General features: G+C 60.9%; 18 protein-coding genes and 2 pseudogenes. 12 read left to right on the forward strand and 8 right to left on the reverse strand.

The window, feature by feature from the left end:
* From HV744_RS34155 to HV744_RS34170, 4 genes and pseudogenes are all read right to left on the reverse strand, one after another.
* Positions 1-428: pseudogene (locus HV744_RS34155) on the reverse strand (hypothetical protein); the annotation flags it as partial.
* A gap of 325 nt (positions 429-753) precedes the next feature.
* Positions 754-1,377, reverse strand: a pseudogene (locus HV744_RS34160) (IS5 family transposase); the annotation flags it as partial.
* A gap of 97 nt (positions 1,378-1,474) precedes the next feature.
* Entirely contained in the window at positions 1,475-4,546 is a 3,072-nt protein-coding gene (locus HV744_RS34165) for a putative bifunctional diguanylate cyclase/phosphodiesterase (protein ID WP_175153702.1), read from the reverse strand.
* Between the two features lie 219 nt (positions 4,547-4,765).
* On the reverse strand, positions 4,766-5,584 hold the full coding sequence (locus HV744_RS34170; protein WP_175153703.1) for an N-acyl amino acid synthase FeeM domain-containing protein: 819 nt from the start codon (positions 5,582-5,584) through the stop codon (positions 4,766-4,768).
* A 355-nt stretch (positions 5,585-5,939) separates the two neighbouring features.
* On the opposite strand from HV744_RS34170, the gene HV744_RS34175 reads away from it, so the two are divergent.
* From HV744_RS34175 to HV744_RS34185, 3 genes are all read left to right on the forward strand, one after another.
* Positions 5,940-6,206 (forward strand): hypothetical protein, encoded by a 267-nt coding sequence (locus HV744_RS34175; RefSeq protein WP_175153704.1) that lies wholly within the window; start codon positions 5,940-5,942, stop codon positions 6,204-6,206.
* A 166-nt stretch (positions 6,207-6,372) separates the two neighbouring features.
* Positions 6,373-6,813, forward strand: a complete 441-nt coding sequence (parS, locus tag HV744_RS34180) for a type II RES/Xre toxin-antitoxin system antitoxin (protein ID WP_175153705.1) — start codon at positions 6,373-6,375, stop codon at positions 6,811-6,813.
* Positions 6,813-7,286, forward strand: coding sequence for an RES family NAD+ phosphorylase (locus HV744_RS34185; RefSeq protein ID WP_175153706.1), 474 nt, complete (start codon positions 6,813-6,815; stop codon positions 7,284-7,286). Before parS ends, HV744_RS34185 begins: the two co-directional genes overlap by 1 nt.
* Positions 7,287-7,458: 172 nt before the next feature.
* On the opposite strand, the gene HV744_RS34190 is transcribed toward HV744_RS34185, so the two are convergent.
* From HV744_RS34190 to HV744_RS34200, 3 genes are all read right to left on the reverse strand, one after another.
* A complete protein-coding gene (locus tag HV744_RS34190) occupies positions 7,459-7,728 on the reverse strand; it encodes a DUF1488 family protein (protein ID WP_175153715.1) in 270 nt (89 codons plus the stop codon).
* Between the two features lie 559 nt (positions 7,729-8,287).
* Positions 8,288-8,746 (reverse strand): RES family NAD+ phosphorylase, encoded by a 459-nt coding sequence (locus tag HV744_RS34195; RefSeq protein ID WP_175153716.1) that lies wholly within the window; start codon positions 8,744-8,746, stop codon positions 8,288-8,290.
* The gene (locus HV744_RS34200) at positions 8,746-9,174 is read right to left on the reverse strand and encodes an antitoxin Xre/MbcA/ParS toxin-binding domain-containing protein (protein ID WP_175153707.1); all 429 of its coding nucleotides are present in this window, start codon (positions 9,172-9,174) and stop codon (positions 8,746-8,748) included. Before HV744_RS34200 ends, HV744_RS34195 begins: the two co-directional genes overlap by 1 nt.
* 158 nt (positions 9,175-9,332) lie before the next feature.
* On the opposite strand from HV744_RS34200, the gene HV744_RS34205 reads away from it, so the two are divergent.
* The 3 genes from HV744_RS34205 (at position 9,333) to argE (ending at position 11,830) form a co-directional block, all read left to right on the forward strand.
* Entirely contained in the window at positions 9,333-9,644 is a 312-nt protein-coding gene (locus HV744_RS34205) for a CppA family protein (protein WP_175153708.1), read from the forward strand.
* A gap of 327 nt (positions 9,645-9,971) precedes the next feature.
* On the forward strand, positions 9,972-10,445 hold the full coding sequence (locus tag HV744_RS34210) for a hypothetical protein (protein ID WP_175153709.1): 474 nt from the start codon (positions 9,972-9,974) through the stop codon (positions 10,443-10,445).
* 188 nt (positions 10,446-10,633) lie between these two features.
* Positions 10,634-11,830, forward strand: coding sequence for an acetylornithine deacetylase (gene argE / locus HV744_RS34215; protein WP_175153717.1), 1,197 nt, complete (start codon positions 10,634-10,636; stop codon positions 11,828-11,830).
* 12 nt (positions 11,831-11,842) lie between these two features.
* Here the strand turns inward: argE and HV744_RS34220 are convergent, their stop codons facing one another.
* On the reverse strand, positions 11,843-12,574 hold the full coding sequence (locus HV744_RS34220) for a GntR family transcriptional regulator (RefSeq protein WP_175153710.1): 732 nt from the start codon (positions 12,572-12,574) through the stop codon (positions 11,843-11,845).
* A 479-nt stretch (positions 12,575-13,053) separates the two neighbouring features.
* Between HV744_RS34220 and HV744_RS34225 the strand changes: the two genes are divergently transcribed.
* The 6 genes from HV744_RS34225 to HV744_RS34250 are packed head-to-tail and all read left to right on the forward strand — an operon-like array spanning position 13,054 to position 19,201.
* Entirely contained in the window at positions 13,054-13,971 is a 918-nt protein-coding gene (locus HV744_RS34225; protein WP_175153711.1) for an ABC transporter substrate-binding protein, read from the forward strand.
* 10 nt (positions 13,972-13,981) lie between these two features.
* On the forward strand, positions 13,982-15,043 hold the full coding sequence (locus HV744_RS34230; protein WP_217469192.1) for an ABC transporter substrate-binding protein: 1,062 nt from the start codon (positions 13,982-13,984) through the stop codon (positions 15,041-15,043).
* Positions 15,040-15,939: an ABC transporter permease gene (locus HV744_RS34235; RefSeq protein ID WP_175153712.1), complete on the forward strand. Its 900-nt coding sequence runs from the start codon at positions 15,040-15,042 to the stop codon at positions 15,937-15,939. The genes HV744_RS34230 and HV744_RS34235 overlap by 4 nt, the downstream gene beginning before the upstream one ends.
* Position 15,940: 1 nt before the next feature.
* On the forward strand, positions 15,941-16,753 hold the full coding sequence (locus tag HV744_RS34240; protein ID WP_217469193.1) for an ABC transporter ATP-binding protein: 813 nt from the start codon (positions 15,941-15,943) through the stop codon (positions 16,751-16,753).
* Positions 16,750-17,631 (forward strand): carbon-nitrogen hydrolase family protein, encoded by an 882-nt coding sequence (locus tag HV744_RS34245; RefSeq protein ID WP_175153713.1) that lies wholly within the window; start codon positions 16,750-16,752, stop codon positions 17,629-17,631. The genes HV744_RS34240 and HV744_RS34245 overlap by 4 nt, the downstream gene beginning before the upstream one ends.
* A gap of 28 nt (positions 17,632-17,659) precedes the next feature.
* Complete coding sequence (locus HV744_RS34250; RefSeq protein ID WP_175153714.1) at positions 17,660-19,201, forward strand: amidohydrolase family protein; 1,542 nt, start codon at positions 17,660-17,662, stop codon at positions 19,199-19,201.
* Positions 19,202-19,675: the final 474 nt, after the last annotated feature.

Genomic DNA, 19,675 nt, shown 5'->3' on the forward strand with positions numbered 1-19,675 from the left:
CTGCGCGCATAGGGCAATATGGCAGCCAACTCGCTCTGAATGTATTCAAGTTCCGGCGCCACCCAGCGTTGGCGCGACGCTGGCTTGACCGAAGCTGGAGCCGGCTCGTCCGCGGCACATTGACATTTGCGCAACCGCGGTACCCGCAGGTCGACGTCTCCGAACAGACTACGGAACCGCGCCCCATGAAAGTCCTTGATGGCGCGCTTCATGCCACACTGTTCACAGTGCCGCCGCTGCTGCGTCGTTGCCTCGAATTGGCGGACAACGACCTCATGCTGAAGCTGAGTCAGGAGTTGTTTACTCTCAGCAAGACTGAGCCCCAACGTCGCCATATCGCTGACCTCCGGACGCGCCACCTGGCCAAGCGAGATGTTGGTGACCTGGCCGTCACCATCGTCCACGGCCAGGATCAAGTCGAACTTCATGCGATAGCTCCTTCATTCAAGAAGAGCGTCATTGTCCGACATCGACCAACCGCGATCGGAGCATCGCCACCCCACCAAAATGAACGCTCTCGTGTCGATTCCTTCCCCGTCGCCGGGGTGAACCGTCAGTCGAGAGGCGCGTTGTCTCCAGAGCTTCACACCCAACCGTTACCGGTTACGCATGTCTGGATAGGCAACTGCTGGTCGTACAGCAGGTCACGGCACGGCGATCTGTTTCCGAACGCCCCGCGTGACAAGACAAGAATGAGCTTTTCCGCCTACTACATGCCGCTTAACGCGCGGCAGACGGCGACACGTGTCGCACCTTGTCGTGCACGTTGGCGGGCGTGACCACCGCACTATGGGCCAGGCCGCTTTGGCTATCGACCCCGATGTGCATCTTCATGCCGAAATACCACTGCTGGCCTTTGCGCGTCTGATGCATTTCGGGATCGCGCGCCTTCTGCTCATTCTTCGTCGAGCTCGGCGCCGAGATCAGCGTTGCATCCACGATGGTGCCGCTGCTGAGTTTCATCCCGCTGGCTTGCAGCACGCGCCCCACCTCTGCAAAGAGTCGTTCACCCAGTTTGTGCGTCTCAAGCAGGCGCCGGAATTTGAGCAACGTCGTTGCATCCGGTACGGCTTCGCAGCCCAGATCGATGCCCACGAAGCGACGCAGGCTGGTGCTGTCGTACAGCGCCTCTTCGCAGGCGAAGTCCGCGAGATTGAACCAATGCTGGATAAAGTGAATCCGCAGCATGCGCTCCAGGCCAATGGGCGGGCGGCCGTTGCCGCGTTTCGGGTAATACGGCTCGACCACCGTGCACAGTTCGGCCCACGGCATGATCGAATTCATCGTGTCGAGAAACTCGTCGCGACGCGTGCGTTTGCGTCGGGTCTCGAATCCTGCACCTTGATCTGCGGCCATCGCGAGCGTTTGTTGCTTCATCGTGTTTTGCATTTGTCGTTACCTGTGCGCTCTATAACGCTTGAGGCGCACAATCGGTGGACTTAATCAGCGTTGCCCTAATGAATTAGAAATGGAATTAGTGCAGCGATCGCATTGAATCATCGTCCATCGACTGTGGTGCAGTTCTCGGGCCAATCAGAGCGAGAATGTCCGGGTCTGTGATGAAGTCGGCTGCCGATGTCGCTGCGAGGATGACCTCGGGCGACTGCGGGCGGGCGATGGCGAAGCCTTGTACATAATCAACTCGCATCGTCTGCAGGATTTCGAGCGTTGGTGCGTCCTCGACCCATTCCGCAATGCTCTGCATGCCGAGATTGCGCGCAAGGCCGATAACGGCCTCAACGATCGCCGCGTTCGCTGGAAAGCCATTGATGTTCCGGACGAATTCTCCATCGATTTTCAACGCATCGGCCGGTAGGTCCCGCAGGTAGGGGAACGACGTATGGCCTGCACCGAAGTCGTCGAGCGCTACCTTGGCACCGAGGCGCTGCACACCGCCAATCAGGCGACGCGTGTTGTTCAGGTCGTGGAGCGCGACGCCCTCGGTGATTTCAATGCAAAGTAGCGGAACCACGTGCCGGAATCGGCGAAAGAGTGCGCCCACCTGGGAGACAAAGCGCTCGTCGTTCAGCGAAGCGGCACTGACGTTGACGGAAACGAAACGGGTGCGCGCGAGCTTCGAACGGTTACGGTCAATCCAGGTCAGGGTGGTTTCCATCACCCACTTATCGAGCGCCGAAATTGTCCCGTTGGTCTCTGCGGCGGATATGGCCTTTGCCGGCGGGACGATTGCGCCGTCCGAACCGCGCATGCGAAGCAGTACTTCGAAATCAAGCGCCTCGTACGGCGTCGTCATCGACATGATGGGCTGCATTTCGAGGAACAGGCCGCCAGGTGGCAGATCGCTGCTGAACTGCTCCAGCAGGCTCAGTTGGCGCGCCCGTTCGACGAACATTGGTGCGTCGCTCTCATACACAACAATACGTCCATTGCCCTCGAGCTTGGCCTCACGGCAGGCGCTGTCGGCCGCGGAGATCGCTTCCTGTGCTCGCAGCCCCACAGGAGCTTCAACCAGTCCAAGCGACGCCCGCACATGAAACGCACGGTGGCCGATCCCATAGGGCTCTCCGCCGATTGCATCGATGATCGCCTGTGATGCCGTCGCCGCCAGCGCAATCGGCGTGTCCAGGAGCAGGATGACGAACTCGTCGCCCCCGACGCGGCAAACCCGGTCGGCTGAACCGAGTCCCGCCTCGATGCGCATGCAGACCTGTCTCAACACCTCATCGCCGATATGATGGCCGAACAGGTCGTTGATGAGCTTGAAACGGTCGAGGTCCAGATAGGCGATCACCAGCGACCTGGCCGGACGCCCCGCTGCCGTCATCGTCTCGGCGATGTATTTGTCAATGCCTCGCCGGTTGAGCGCCCCGGTCAACGGATCGTGATCCGCCAGGAAACTCAATGTCTGGATCGCTTGTTGCCTTTCGGTGACGTCCTGTACCGAGCACTCCAGCCGGGTGCCGTCGTGTGCGGCCTTGAGCAGGTAGTGGCGGACGTTCGTGCTGCCCTGTCCGGGTGTCGCTACGATATCGCCATATGTGGCGAGGCGGCCGCTCGCGGTCTGAGTCGTGGACGCGGCGTCGCTGGCCAACCGCATTCCGCCATCCCGGGACAGTTCGATTTCGATCGCGCCTGTGTCCGTCGCCTGTCGATAGATAGGTTGCCAGCTTGCCGCCGGGAAGTAGTCATCCCAATGAAGTCGTTTTGCACCGCGTTCCATCCCGAGCATCGCTTCGAGCGCCGGGTTGAACTGCAGGAATTCGCCATCGGCCCCGACGGTAAAGAGCCCGACCGGCGTGACGTCATACGCGCGACGCAATTCTGCTTGCGCCCGCAACCGCTCGGCGCGCTCGGCACGGATCTGCTCGGCGATCGCGAGTGCGGCCATCAGACTGGACACGAGCGCCGCGGTTACGCTGTTCAGCGTCGGGATAAGAAATCGCGTGTGGAAGGCCGCCGAAGCGACCTCAGAGAAGCTTGCAATCAGCGCCACCGCGAGTGCTGCGCTATACCAGAGCGCAGTCCTCGACGGCGAGAGCCTAAGGATGCGTCCCAGCATAAAAATTACCACTGCAATACCAACGCTGACGATGCCCCACATCAACGGCAGATAAGCCGGAACGGGCAGCACGATCGAGGCGATCAACAGGATGGGGCCAAGCCACTGAATGGTACGAAGCAGGTGCCGGTACCCGACGCGAGTCAGATCGTTCCTGAAGAGGGTCACGAAGAGCGTGTAGGTGAGGATGTAGTACACCGGCACGGTGACCTTGCGGATCAGCGAGATCCACTGCACCGGCAGCGACGACCCGAGCCATTGTTCATCCCAGCCCATCGAGATCGCGCCGAGCCGCAGGTTCCCAAACAGCCAGGCGGCAAACAGCACGTAGACCCAATCCCGATTGATTATCGCGGTAATCAGCACAAATGCTGCAAGCGTCGCGAGACCACCCTCGAGCAGTCCGGCGTGCCGATGGAATGCGTCGTTGATCTGCTTGAGGCCATCCGGTGACAATTGGGCCGCGCCGAGAACAGCCGGGCCGCTGAAGATCGCCCGGCAGACCACTTCATCATGCCGCCCCGGTTGCACCGCAATGCCGCTGCCTATGCGCGTCAGATCGCCTGACGAAGCAAGATTTCTCGATACGCTGCCGATGGGCAGAAGCGTGGATCCATCGAAGCACTCAATCTGCTGGATATGCCGCGACGGAAACAGGATCGCCGTCGAGAGCGGCGGTGCTCCAGAGGTACGGCCGTTTGACGGCTCAGACGGCGGTGTTGCGACAGCGAACCAGATTGGCGTCTCGCTCAGATGGGTGTCGTAACGCTCGCGTACGGGCTGCGCTCGGAGCGCGGCACTCGCGCGGGCGACGTCGAGCTCGTCACGCTGGTCGCCCAGGACGCGCATGGATAATGGAACGCCATCCCCGCCCTGGGGTGCCGGAGCAGGCAGGAGCAGCACGAGCAGAGACAGGACACCGACGGCGATCGGTACCGCGTAATACGAAAACAGGAAAGTAAATGCCTCAATCGCTAGACTGGAACGGCTCCCCGTCCGGTACGGATTCCTTTCAAACCAATCCATTCATCATGCCCGTCAATGTGCGCGGTGGTGTTTTATCCCTGTCTGCGCACCTTTCGTCTGCGCAGCCGGGGCTCATCAGGTGTCGCCCCGCTCGAAGACGTGAGCGACACCGTTCGATCGTCGTTTTCACTTCGTCTCAACATGTCGCGACGCGGGTGCCAGGCGCCAATCCGCGATGCAAAGGCGCACCGCAGTCGCAACAGTGCCTCGACAGCGCGATTAGTAGCGTGCCGCGTTGCCGGAGCCTGAGTGTATATCGGCCCGCGCCTGCTTGTTCTGCAGGGTGTCGGTTGCCTCTGGCCAGTTCAGAGCCGGTGCTGCGCGCAGGTCAATATCTGGATGATGCGTCACCACCATGAAATCATGAAGTGGATGACGCGCTTCCCGCCAGCGGCGTTCCGCGGTGTCGACCTCGAAAGCCATGATACGGTGCGGGATGTTGGCAGCGTGAGCAAGAGGAATGAACTCCTTGTCACCGTAAACGTCGCGAAAAAGCAGCGCGGCATACTGGCGGTCAAGCGGAGTTCGCGCCGCTATCACCATCCATTCAAGCCCCTCGAGCATGCAATATAAGTAGAACGCCTTGAACAACGCGGTTTTGACCATTCGCCCGGGCTCGCCGGCTTCTACACCTAGCCGCGTGGCGCCAACCATCCGGCCCGACAGCCACTGAGGCAGCTCCACCGATTGCTCGATCGCAAGTTGCCGGAAGCGGTTGGTCTGGATGCGCATCGTACCCACCGGGCTACCGTCAAGCTTTGCCTCGGCGAGCAAGACCAGCCCGCCGGGGTCACGATCATAGGGTTCAGGCTGATCCATCGTTCGGGCGAATTCCGGGACATGCCGCAAATACGCGGTCTGACGCACCCTCAGGGCCCGCTCAAGCGCTTCATCGTCGGCCACCACACGTACCGTGAAAGGCAGACGCGCCGCGCGACGACCGGCGGTGATTTTGCCGGACTGCGTCGCTTGTGCCGCTGGCATAACCGATGGGGATGTCAGATCGGTGGTTTGGACTTCCTGTGTTGTTTCCGTCATCGTAAGCTCCAAGTTGAACTGCAGCCGGGTGGCGGCAGCATTCGGAGCTTCTCACGCCCTTCGAACCGTACAGGCATGTAGGTGGACGGAGGAGAGGCAGACGGCGCGGGCGCAAGTTTGTCTGGTTTTCGACGATGCCGGAATCCGTAATAGGATGCCGGCGCGTCGCGTCCGCGCACTGCGACGCATCCAATGGTGAGAAATCCGTTTTGCTGACGGCGCAACGTCCGGAAGATTCGACGGGCGCGGTGCATCACGAATACACGTACGGCCGCCAAAGGATCCGGCGAGGTCTGCCGCGGAAGGTCTTTAACAGGCGTTAGCCATCTCGCCGGATGGACGGGCTGCAGCTTTCATGCTGTCGTTTCGCGGCCGCGTCATGGAATGTTCGAGAGCGCGTGAGGCGCTCAAAGAGAATTTCTGGCGACATGGTGGTGCTGACGAAGCGCGCATGCTCAAGACATTCGAGAATGACCGGGGACGCGCCATTAGGGGCTATCGTTCTTGCCGTGCGAATTTTGGCGGTAAGCGCGTGCAGAGCGGCTTGCAGCAAGGCTCGGTGGTTTGGAGGGTTTTGCGCAACCGGCGGTTTCGCAAGCCGTTGTTCAATATGGATTTTTAGGATCAAACCGCCAAAATTCGCACGGCAAGAACGATAGCCCCAAGTTCCACGCCGGTCGGGAAGTCGGCCATCGCAGGGCGTGACGCGACAGCGACTGTCGCGACGGCGACATGCGGATGCTGCCATTTTGGTATAAAGTGGATGCCAAATGGCAGGAGGTGCAATCGTGAATCTTATCGGAAGGGTGTCAGCTGACTCACTGCTAGGAGGTCGCACGGTATTCCCGCACGCGCCTCGATCGGGCCTTGAGTGGGTGGATGTGGTCCGCCATGGGATTTCATCGCAGGCGCTCGATGCCATGCTCAGATCGATCGGATTATCGCAAGCGGAATTGGCGCAGGCGCTTGACATTCCTGAGCGGACCTTGGCGCGTCGCAAGCGAGAAGGTGTGTTGAGTCGTGAAGAGTCAGCAAAGCTGCTGCGGCTTGCGCGCGTGGTCGCGCGCGCTGCGGAGGTTTTTGAGGATCTCGACCCGGCGCTCGCCTGGCTCAAGACTCCGATCGCTGCGCTGGAGGGTGCGACACCCCTTAGCCTTGTGGATACCGACATCGGCGCCGATAGTGTGATGGACACGCTGGGGCGCATCGAGCATGGCGTGTTTGCGTAATGCTCACGGTATGGCGGGTGGTCACCGAGCGGTATGCGGATACCGCTTTCTCCGGAGAAGGTGCACGACTGTACGGTGGTCGGTGGAATCCCAAAGGCGTCGCGATGGTGTACACGGCGCATACGCAATCGCTGGCGCTCCTGGAGATGCTGGTCCAGGATTCACCGTTGCGTGCGCACTATGTGATGATTCCAGCCAGATTCCCCGAAAGAATCGTGGAACGTATCGATCCAGCCAGTTTGCCTGCCGACTGGCGGGACATCTCCGCGCGCGGTGAACTGCAGCAGGTCGGGGCTACGTGGTCGCAGACGCGCACCAGTGCAGTCCTGGCCGTTCCCAGTGCAGTCGTCCCTGCTGAATTCAATTATCTGCTCAACCCCGATCATCCTGATTTTGTCCACGTCGAGATTGGGGCCCGTGAGGCGTGGTTGACCGATCCGCGGTTGTTGCGGCGCGCTGCGGCACCGGAATAATGAGCGGCGTGTGATTGTGGAGAAATGGGCCCACGGGGAACCGACAGGTCGAGACCCTTAATTTGACATAAATTAAATTATCAACAAAAGTACGATCGCTCGCTTTACTGCTCCGATCAACCGGCGCGGGACCGTCGCGCTGCCGCGAACATCGCCTGCCAGCCACTGGCGGCTATCGGGTCACGAAGCCGTTGGCGGCGAGCCATAACCGCCCGTCCGGGCGCGCGAGCAGTTTCCTTTGTGCGACCGCGACGATGCGGTTGCGGCCGTTTTCAAATGTCTTGAGCGTCAGCATCTCGCCGGCATCGCGCGGTAGCCAGAAATGCGCTTCGAGTGCATCACGCGCAACCGCGCATTCGATTTCGCGACCGCGGATCGACAGCATGAAAACCACGGCGCGTCTGTCCGGCGAGACGGCGGCCGCGAGATCAAGAACTTCCATGTGCACCTCGACGATACCTTTCGCGGTCTGTCTATTTGTATTGCGCCGCGCAGCGATCAATCTACCAGAAGTTACAACTGGGGCGATCGCGGACGATCTCACGATCCAGCCCCTCGTGAGCCGCCTTCGGTCGCCGACACCGTCAGTCCTTTTACTAAGAGCCCCGACTTCCCCGAGCCCCTTCGCTGCTAGGCAGGTTTGGGGTTTATGGTGTAAATCGGCGGCAGAGACGGTTAGTTGCGTATTGTTGATCTGCATTTCTGTTGAATGGTGAGCTTTTACGGGAACCCGACACACTGGGAACGTGAGGGCAAGTACCGGCTGATCCTCGGTAATCCACCACGCGAAGTGCCGCAGCAGTTCACGGGCTCCTGATTCGGGAATCGCGCGCCGGCGCGCGAAGAACGTGTTTCTGGCGGCTGCGGTTCGCCACCAGGTCTTTCCCACATTCACCGGTGCGCCCTTCCAGAGGCCGCACATCATCGCGTTCGGAGCTACCTCAGAAGCGACGAAGCGACGAAGCGAAAGCTGTAGCGGCTGAGGCAGGTGCGGGGGCCGTTCATCCGCGGGGAAACAGACGCTCATCCCACACGACGGGGCGCGACTCGCTAACTGCAAAACCTTGAGTCATCGGGTGAGTTGGATTAACGAGTGCATTCCATTCTTCACGCGCCACCACAGACGGCACCAGCAGCACTGCGGTGCGGCTCTCAGCGATCCAGCGATCGCCAAATGCCCGCGCGATTTCAAGGTCGGGCCCGTCCCAGCCCGCCGGCAAAATCGCGGCATCGGCGCGTTCGATCGCGATGTTATCTGGCACATCGGCGACGCAGAAAACATGAGTGCGCGGCACCTTGCCAATGCGGGCGTGCACGAGCACCTCCAGCATTGCGCCGGCGAACGTCGTCGCCCCATAAATGACCGGGCGGCCGGGACTGTTAAACCGGCCGCCTACCAACATCGCGCCGGTGCCGTCCCATATCGGGTGACGTCGGTCAGCAATCCGGTAAATCCGCATCACGCCGGGATTCCATAAAACAGCTTCCAGAGCAATTCCTCGACGCGTCGCGCGCCCAGTTCGGTCATCGACACATCGAGCGGCGTGCGCCCATCCAGCAGCGGATGCGGGATATTGAGAAATTCCCGCGCGTCGGCTTCCGAATCCCACACGTATTCAGCAGTGGCGAAGACGCGAGCCAGGCGTTCGGCCTTCTCCGATTCATCCGGGTTCAGCAGGTCGCGCCGACGCTTGAAGGTGGCCTCAGGAATGATGCGGAACAAAAGGTTGCGACGTTCTTCCGTGGTCCGCGCGACGTGCTCAACGCTGGCGCGAAGCGCGGATTTGGGCAGCCCGCCGCGTACCCGATCGTCCAGCTCTGCAAATGATCGGGGCAGCGGTGTCAAGGCCATCACAGCGGCGATTTTTGCGGGTGAGACAGTAGTCATGACAACCACCAGTAGGTATCAAACGATGCCACATTATACCGCATTTGATACCGCCTTCGGATAGCCTCGTCCATTCGATGAATGGCGCTGCGCCTTGAAAACGCCTCAATCACTGTATATATTAACAGTACTGTTAATATATACAGTGAGGAGGCAGGATGGAACATCTGGTCCGTGTGCTCAATGAACGGGACCGCCGCACCCTGGCGTGGCTGCGCACTCAGGTCGGCGACGCAGCGCTGACGGCCGCTGCTGAGCGCTGCGGCGGGCCAGCGAAGCCCTATGTGTCGTCCGTTTGCCGGTACCTCGGCGTCACAGCGCCGCAGTTCAGCGGGGCTCGCCTCCACAATCCGACTGCCACGGCCGAAGAGTCGTTGGCTCTCATCAGGCAAATACTGACGGATCGAAACCGGTCAGCGAGTTTGCATCGCAGCGAGCCGTACCCCCGTGCCAAGTTCAACCGGACGTAGCCATATCATGGCTCGTAGCACGGCAACTTCATGAACGTATTTTAATATTTTCAGAATTTTCGACTACATTAATTATGTATGATAGATTTTAGTGCGACGTTCAGCGGAAAACGTTGATCACTTTAATTATGTCAAATTGAATGATTATGCTATCGGATCGCTGATTGCTATTGCGTTGACAGCGAGCAGTTCGGCACCGAAACGTAACATCCCGCCCCCGAGCACACAGCCAGATCGATCGCCGGTGATCGACTTCGAAGGCCAGCTTCGCCGCGGCATTTATGGTCTCCGCTCATAACTCCCCGTTTTTGATGATGATCGCAGACGATGGGCCTTCTGAAGATTGTTGGTCATGCGCACTGGAGAGCGTGCAAAAGTTGGGGAGGTCGATTTCGTCAGACCTCCCTGGCTTGCGGCAGGGTTGAATGGTCTGTTCTGTTCGTTGGTCGCTGCCGGCCTGACGATGGTTATCGTGCCGACCTGGTGGCGTATCGCACCGATACGATCAGCTTCACGCCGCTGACGGACCCGGTGCGCCAATTGGTCTATGCCGAACGTGGCGCGTCGATCGACAGCGTCTTCGTCGCAGGCGACGCCGTGTTGCGCAGCGGGAGACTCACCCGCGTCGAAGAGCCCGCGCTTTTGCGTGAAATCAGCGCAGCCTACGAGGCGCTCAGCACCGAGTTTGATCTCGCCGATGAATCGATCGCGCCGCTGCGCGCCGAAATGGAAAAGGTGTACGCGCGGGCGCAGACGCTGCATGCGGACTGGGAAACTTATGCGGCGAAGCTACCTCGCTGACGTGTGATGTGGCAAGCGCGGGTTGCGAGCGTAGGATTGCAGACAGGCAAGCACCCTGCTTGTCGAACAGCGTTGCGCGCTCTGGCGACCGAACGCGACGAGCACAGCGGGCGCGCATACGTACACGTTGTGAATTTCGTCCGCCTACAATCGCTCGATGTTATCTGGAGAGCCCGAGGGCACACGTCATGTTTGATAAGCCAGCAGTGGACCCTAACGAACGTCCCGCCTATCTCGCGTTGGCCGACGAACTGATTCGCTACGATACGACGAGCAGTCGCTCAAATCTCGGCTTGATCGAAGCGATCCGGGACCGCCTTCGAGCCCATCACATGGAAGCCCTGCTCATCTACGACAAGGACGGGCAAAAGGCCAATCTGTTCGCGACATTGCCTGCCTTCAACGGCGAGACGAATGGCGGAGTCGTGCTGTCCGGGCACACCGATGTCGTTCCCGTAACCGGCCAGAACTGGTCAAGCGATCCCTTCGATCCGGTTATCCGTGGCGATCGGCTCTACGGCCGCGGCTCGTGCGACATGAAAGGCTTTATCGCAGTGACGCTCGGCCTGTTGCCCGAATTCCAGAAGCGCCCGCTACGCGAGCCGCTTCATTTCGCCTTCTCATTCGATGAGGAAGTCGGCTGTCTCGGTGCGCCGCTGCTTCTCGCTGAACTTGCGGAACGCGGCATCCGGCCGACAGGCTGCATCGTCGGCGAGCCCACCAGCATGCGGCCGGTCGTCGCGCACAAGGGCAACAATGCCTACCGGTGCTGCGTGAAGGGCGTGGCCGCCCATTCGTCGCGCACGCCGAGCGGCGTCAATGCGATCGAATATGCCGCGCGCCTGATCTGCCGGATACGCGACACCGCCGATGCTCTGCGTCGCAACGGCCCCTTCGATCACGCGTTCGACGTACCGTTTTCGACGGCACAAACCGGCCTGATCAAGGGCGGCGTCGCGATCAACACCATACCCGAGGATTGCGAATTCTTCTTCGAATACCGCAATCTGCCGTCCGAAGATCCGGAACGGCTCTTGGAACAGGTTGCCCGCTACGCCCGCGAGAATCTGGAGCCGGAGATGCGCGAAGTATCCGCTACCGCGGCGATTTCGTTTGAAAAGGTCGGCACAACGTTGTCACTCGACAGCGCTGAACAAGCCGCCATCACGCGACTGGTGCGGACCCTGTGCAATGACTTCGCAACGCGCAAGGTGACTTACGGCACCGAAGCCGGCCTGTTCGCCAGGGCCGGTATCTCCACGGTCATCTGCGGTCCCGGCAGCATCGACGATGCGCACAAGGCGGACGAATCCGTCGAACTGTCGCAGCTCGCCGAATGCGACCAGTTTCTGCGGCGCGTGCTCGACACACTCACGGCACCCTGAACCGCATCGGCGTCATAGGCCGTGAACGAGGATCGCCTCCAGGTCGTCCTTCTCTCCCTCCGGTCTATGCAGCCGCAACGTCGCTTGAATATGGTCGAGATGCTCGTCCATGATTTTTTGCGCCAGTTTGACGTTCCCCGCTTCCACCGCGTCGATCAGACGCGCGTGTTCGTCGTGCAGACACGCCTGCGCAGTCGGCGCGTTGTAGAGCAGGATCGTCAGGCACGTGAGCATTTGCAAACCGCGCATGGTCCGCTCGATGAAGCGGTTGCCCGATACCTGCGCGAGCATCACGTGAAATTCGCCTGAGAGCCGTACCGTGGCACGCCGGTCATCACGCTTACGGGCCTCGTCTTCCTGTGCCACATGCGCGCGCAAACGCGCGAGGTCCTTCTTCGTGGCGCAACGGCACACTTTTTCGATGATCGGCAATTCGATCTGACGCCGCGCCTCGAACAACTCGCGCGCTTCTTCCACCGTCGGGCTCGCAACGAAAGCGCCGCGATTCGGCACGATCGTCACGACAAGCTCGTGAGCCAGTTGCTGCAACACCGCCCGCACCGTGGTCCGGCTCACGCCAAAAATAGCGGCGAGCCGATCCTCGGCAAGCTTCGTGCCGGGCTGCAGCCGATGCTCCGAAATCGCATTCATCAAGCGTTCGTAAATCACGTGGCGATGCGCGCCGTCAAACGAGCCGGCCACTTCGGTGTGAGCTGTCTTCGCCCTCTTCTTATCAGTCGGCATGAAAGGGTCCTGGTAATGAGTTGAACACGGCAAGGGCAACGCGTGCGGTTGACTGCACCGATTGCACGCCTCGTCGCAGTGCCGATTATCGCCGATATTGGACACAAATCACACGCCAAATTGTATTTCAGTGACGAGAACAAAATGTGCGACTACCCATGTCCTGCCTTTGAAATCGCAAGCTGTCGACGCTTAAGCGCGCGATGCCCAGTCTATGTGCCGAGCGCAACATGGCGGTGCAAACTCGACCTTCTGGGCACATTGTGGTGCGTCCTTTCGGAGGCAGATAGCGCGTAGATTGTGTACAACCCTATCGATTTTTATCGAACAATTTCTCGCGCATCCTGTAAACAAAGAGACGTATTGGAATTGCACACCGAACGCCGCTCGCTGGCACGGTCTTCGCTAAAACGTCGTCAAGCCCTCGCGTGCAGCAGCCCATGTGCCGACGCGATCTCCGACGCCCCCGTGAACCCGCCATGCAAAAACTGCTCCTAGCGCACGGCAGTGCGCTTTCCAATCTTGCGTTGTTCGTTGCGGTCGATACCGGCCTGTTCGAGCGCAATGGCCTGCAGGTCGAAGCACCGCCGCTGACGCAGTTCAGTTCCACCGCGGAGTTGCTGAGAAGCGGCGCGGCCGATCTCGGCACCACCGGCTTTACACAGCCGCTGGTCGACCATGCCCGGCCCGATCCGCTGCGCATTGTTGGCGGCAGCGGCAAGCTCGGCATCGCGCTCATGGGGCAACCAGGCCTGTCGATGAGCGATCTGCGTGGCCAGCGTGTGGGAACCTTCGTCGACGATCCAATGGAAGTGCTGCTGCACGATGCGCTGCGGGTACACGGGATGGCCTCCACACAGATCGAACGCGTGCTGTACCCATCGCTTGCCGGCGCGCTCGACGATCTGATCGGCGGCCGTCTCGCAGCGCTGACGTTGATCGAACCATGGATTTCCCGCCTTCGGCTGCGCCGCTTCGAGGTGCTTTGCGACGGCTTGCACGCTTGGGGTGCCGACTATCCGGACACGCTGCTGGTGGCCCGCAAGAGCTTTCTCGACGCGCATCCCGAGATCATCCGCGCGGCCTTACGCGCGATGCTCGATGCGCAGCACGCGATCACGAACCATCCCCGCGAAGCCCTGCGCGCGAGCGCGTACCGCTACCCCGAATTCACGCTCGACGAACTGCTCGCCGGCATCGCTGCGCAGCCGCCAATCATCGATATTCGCCCGCTTCGCGAATGCATTGTCGCCCGTGCCGCGTCGCTGGAAGCGCTCGGAAGAATGCGGGTTTGCGCCTCGATCGGAGAGATCTTCAGCTTCGACCTGCTGGAACAAACGCTTGCACAGTCGTCCGCGGAAACTTTCATATCCCCATCTGCCGTTCAACCTCTCTAAGGACCACGCGATGTTCAGGAAATTTGTTCAGCAAAACCCGGATGGTTACCCGTTGACCGAAGCCGGCAGCACACGCCGCGAATTCCTGATGCGCGGCGCATGTCTGGCCGGCGCCGCGGCGCTCGGCGGCGCCTATCTGCCTCAGGCCATGGCGGCCGGCCCGCTGACGCTCAAGGCGACGCACGGCACGGGCCTCTGCAATTGCCCGTTCTTTCTCGTCAAGGAGCGCAATCTCGCGCAAGGTGTCTCGCTCGACTTCGTGACGACGCCGTCGAACGCCGATATCGCCGCGCTGTTCGGCGCGGGCGTGGTGGACGTCTCGGTGGTTCCGTACACCAACTTCATGACGCTCTACGATGCCGGCGCACCGATCAAGATCATCGCAGGCTCGGGCGTGCAAGGCTGCGTGATCGTCGCGCAGCCTGGGATCACGTCAGCGGCGCAACTGCGCGGCAAGACCATCGGCACATTTCAGGCCGATACGCTCGAAATGCTGCCCTACGATTACCTGAAGAAGGCCGGCATGAGCTTCGCCGACGTCACGGTGCGTTACTTCGGCACGTCGCCGGAGCTGGCGCAGGCCTTTATCGCCGGCAATGTCGACGCGATGTGCCACATCGAGCCCTACGCAACGCAGGCATTGAAGGCAAGGCCGGGCTCTGTGCAGCTCTCGAACGGCGTGGATGTGTACGGCGCGAACTACTCCGACTGCGTTCTCGCCGTGCGCAGCAAGCTCCTGCACGAAAACCGCGATGCGGTGAAGGCGCTGATCAAGGCGATGATGGTCGCGCAGCGTCAGGAAGAACTGGACCGCGCCTCGGCCGTCAAGGACACCGTCGGCAAGTACTTCAAGACGAGCTATGACGCCACACTCGATGCGGCCGCGAAACAGCCGGCGATGATCGACCAGCGCAGCAACCAGAACTTCATCCTGCAGCGGGCACAGAATCTTAAGGAGCTCCGTTATATCAAGCGGCTGCCTGGTCCCGACGTCTTCGACTGGGGACCGCTCAACGACGTGATCAAGGAAAACAGCGATCTCTATGGGCAGCTCAAGCTGAAATCCGCATGAAAGCCAATCCGACGACCTTCTTCGCGCACCGGCGCGCGGTGCGCCCGGCAGCAAGCGGGCGGCCGCGCTCGGGCTTTGCACGGCGACTCATGCCGCTCGGCTGGGGCGTCGCCTCGCTGGCGTGCTTCATCGCCGCGTGGGAACTGGCGTGGGCCGCGGGTTGGGCCGACCCGCTTCTGCTGCCGCCTCCGCACATCTTCCTGCGTAACTTCGCATCGCAAGCGCAGTACTTCATCCCGACTGACGTGATTGGCGAGACGTCCAACACGACGGCGCTGAAGTCACTCGCTATGACTATCGTCGCGACGACGTTGCGGGTGCTGAGCGGCCTTGTGCTGGGTTTCGTCTGCAGCGTGGCGATGGGTGTCGCGATCCGCTACTTCCGGCTGTTCGGCAACCTGACCATGCCGACTATCACGCTGCTGGCACCCATCTCGCCGATTGCGTGGCTGCCCGTCGCGATCTTCCTGTTCGGCATCGGTAATGCGCCGGCCGTCTTCATGGTATTCATCTCGCTCTTTTTCGTCATGACCGTCTCGACGATCATCCAGATCGACAATGTCTGCCGCACCCACCTCAACGTCGCCGCCGTGATGGGCGCGACGCGCGCGCAGACTTTCCGCCATGTGATTCTGCCAGCCATCCTGCCGTCGCTCTTCATGGTGCTGCGCATGAACCTGTTCGGCGCATGGATGGTGGTGCTGGTGGCGGAAGCGACCGGCGTCGGCAGCGGGCTCGGCCAGGTCGTCATGCTCGCGCGCAATACCTTCAACTCGAGCCTGTCGTTCTTCACGATGACGCTGATCGGCGTCACCGGCTTCGCCTTCGACGTTGCGCTGCGGATCGTCCAGCGCAAAGTGCTGTTCTGGGTGCCGAATAACGGCCTAGGGAAATGATATGAGCCAGAACAAATCAGCCTCCGTGCAACCACCGCTTGTCACCTGCAAGGGTGTCAGCAAGACATGGCAGACAGACGGCGCACCGTTCGTTGCCTTGTGTGACATCGACCTGGATATCGCCCGGCGCGAATTCGTCGTGTTCCTCGGCCCAAGCGGGTGTGGCAAGAGCACCCTGCTCTATCTGATCTCGGGACTGGAACAGGTATCCAGCGGCCACATCGTGTGCGGTGGTGCCGAGGTAAGTGGACCGGGCACCGATCGCGGACTGGTCTTTCAGGACGCCTCGCTGTTTCCGTGGCTGAGCGTCGGCGAAAATATCACCTTCGGTCTGAAAATGCAGCACATGCCGAAGGAAAACCGGCGGCGTGTCGCGCAGGAGATTCTCGAGCGAGTCGGCTTGTCCGAAGCCATCGATAAACGGCCCGATCAACTCTCGGGCGGCATGCGCCAGCGTGTGGCGGTCGGGCGTGCACTCGCCCTCAAACCCGAGATACTGCTGCTCGACGAGCCGTTCGCTGCGCTGGACGTGCAGACGCGGGCAAAGATGCAGGACTTCCTGATCCAGGTCTGGAAGCAAAGCAACGTGTCGATGGTGTTCGTCACTCACCATATCGACGAAGCCATTGCGCTCGCTGACCGCATCGTCGTGTTTACGGCGCGCCCCGGACGCATCAAGACCATCATTGCGGTCGATCTGCCTCGTCCTCGGGACACGCGCAGCCGGGCGTTCCACGATCTCAGCGTCCACTTGACCGACCTGATGCGCGACGAAGTCGATCGCGCCTTCGCCGAGCAGGAGCGGGTCCGATGAATCTTTCGGCAACCTTGAGCACACTTCGCGTCGCGGCACTGCAATTGCCCCCCTGCACGACCAACCTCCGCGACAACGAGGCCGTAGCATTTGCCGCCGTGCGCGGCGCCGCTGACGGTGGCGCCAGTTTGATCGTGTTGCCTGAACTCTCCATGACCCCGTATTTCGCCAGCGCGCCGGGCGGGCAATATCGCAACTGGGCAGAGCCGGCCGACGGCCCCCTCGCCGCACGTTGCGCCGCATTGGCCAAGGAGCGTGGCATCAGCCTGTTTGTACCGTTCTACGAAGTCGACTGGCCGACCGGTAGGTATCACAACGCCGTGCTCGGCTTCGACGCCGATGGCAAGCCGCTTCGCGCCGGTCCAGTCGCCCGCAAGCTTCACCTGCCTGTCGGCGACGACCCGCCGCCGGGCTACGACGAAGCCGCGCACTTCACGCCTGGCGACGCACTGCACGTCGTGCGGGTAGGCCTGTGGCGCGTCGGTGTTCTGGTCTGCTATGACCGCCGCTTTCCGGAATGCTGGCGCGCGCTGCGTGCGGCCGGAGCGGATATCGTCATCGTTCCCATCGCGGGCAGTGGTGGCGATGATATGGACTTTTTCGTCGGCGAACTGCGCACACATGCACGGGAGAATGGGCTGGCGGTCGTTTGCGCTAACAAGATCGGCGACGAATTCCTCGATGATGTACGCGTCGACAACTATGGCGAGTCGTGTGTGATTGCTGCCGACGGCGCCGTGCTCGCGCACCGGCCAGGCAACGAAGGACCCGGCATCGTCAGCGCGACGCTCAGGTATGCGGACATCGCGTCGACCCGCGAAAAGCTGTCCTACTTCTTACATCGGCGTGTCGATCTATACGACACACCATCGTTCTGAACCATTCCTCATTCAGGTAAAAGCAACCATGTCCCAAACATTGATTGTCGCTGGGTGGATCGTCAAGGGCGTCATCGACCGGCACACCGCAGACATCCTCCGCGACGGTGCGCTATATCAACGCGACGGTGTGATCGTCGAGATAGGCGACGCGCAGGAACTGCTCGCGAAGTATCCGAACGTGCCGCGTCTCGGCTCGCCGGATACGGTGTTGCTGCCTGGCTTTATCAACAGTCACCATCACGTGGGCCTGACCCCGCTGCAGCATGGGTCCCCGGACTACGCGCTGGAACTGTGGTTTGCAAGCCGGATGGGTACGCGCGAGATCGATCTCTATCTCGACACGCTCTACTCCGCGTTCGAAATGATCGCTTCCGGCATTACTACCGTGCAGCACATCCACGGCTGGCGGCCGGGTCCGTTGTCGTCGATACATGAAGCGGCTTCAGGCGTTCTGAAGGCGTATCAGGACATCGGCATGCGCGCGTCTTACAGCTTCGCCGTACGCGAACAGAACCTGCTGGTCTACGAAGCCGACCGGGACTTCGTCAAACGCTTGCCCGCGGACCTCGGCGCGAAGCTCGCCGCGCATCTGAAAGCGCACCAAGTCCCTCTGGTCGACCATCTGCAGTTGTTCGACATGCTCGTGCAGGACAACGAAGGCCAATCACTGACCCGGATTCAGCTGGCACCCGCTAACCTGCACTGGTGTAGCGACGAGACACTGCTCGCCATCAAGGAACGCTCCGACAAAGCCGGCGTACCGATGCACATGCATTTGCTCGAAACCGCCTACCAGAAGGAATACGCGCGCCGCCGGACGGGGAAGACGGCCGTCGCGCATCTGAACGATCTCGCACTGCTCGGTCCGTCGCTGACCCTAGGCCATGGGGTGTGGCTGACGGAAGCAGACATCGAAATGGTCGCGCATACGGGCACCTGCATCTGCCATAACTGTAGCTCGAATCTACGCTTGCGCAGTGGCGTGGCCCCCTTGAATGCGTTTGCCAGATACGGTGTGACGGTCGGCATGGGGCTCGACGAAGCCGGTATCAACGAAGACCGCGACATGTTGCAGGAGATGCGTCTTGCGCTGCGCGTACACCGCACACCTGGAATGGAGGACGACGTGCCGACCTGCCCGCAGATACTGAAAATGGCCACTGAGGACGGCGCTCGAACGACCCCGTTCGGCGCGAAGATCGGCCGCCTGGAAACCGGCCGCCTGGCCGATCTGGTGCTGATGAACTGGAAGACCGCGACCTACCCGTATCAGGACGACAACATTCCCATGCTGGATGCGCTCATGCAGCGCGCCAAGACGAATGCCGTTGACACGGTGATGATCGAGGGCGAGGTTGTGTATAACGAAGGCCGCTTCACCCGAGTGGATCGTGATGCGATCCTGCGCGAGATCGAGCAAATACTGGCAAGACCGCGCGCCCCGCAGGACCGGGCGAATCGCGAGTTGGGTTCAGCAGTGTTTCCTTACGTGAAGGCGTTCTACAGCGAATATTTCGCGCAGACGCCCACGCGTGAGCCCTTCTACACGCCCTCGTCGCGAACCTGACCGTAGGACTCGTGACCTGCGGCGCGAAGGGAATCTCGCGCCGCAGGCCTGCATCTCGGCAGGCGCCATACCGATGGCAGATTTGCGCGTCTCATTGCGGTTGCCCAATATATCCCACTGGCCGATACTCGACATAATTCGCAGTGCTTCGGATAGTCTCACTGAAACAGTGAATTGAATCCCCTGCCCGCCGACGACGCTCATGTTGAAGGTGGAGCGAATGGAGTTCGGACCCGGCGCGGCTGATTGCCACGCGGCCGAAGCCGTAGTCAGACCCGGGCCGGGCGACTTCGCACCAGTTGCATCCGCTTCCTCGCCAGATCCCGGACGGCACGTTGTTCCGGCGGCAGGATGGCTCCCGTAGGGGTTTTGTCGCAACAAGGCGGTTTGCTATGCTGGAGGTCCCCGAGAGAACGATCTGATCGATGAAGCAAATCCTGAATCCGGCCCTGGCGAAGGTGTTCAAGCGATTGC

This window comes from Paraburkholderia ultramafica (genome assembly GCF_902859915.1).
Lineage (GTDB): Bacteria > Pseudomonadota > Gammaproteobacteria > Burkholderiales > Burkholderiaceae > Paraburkholderia > Paraburkholderia ultramafica.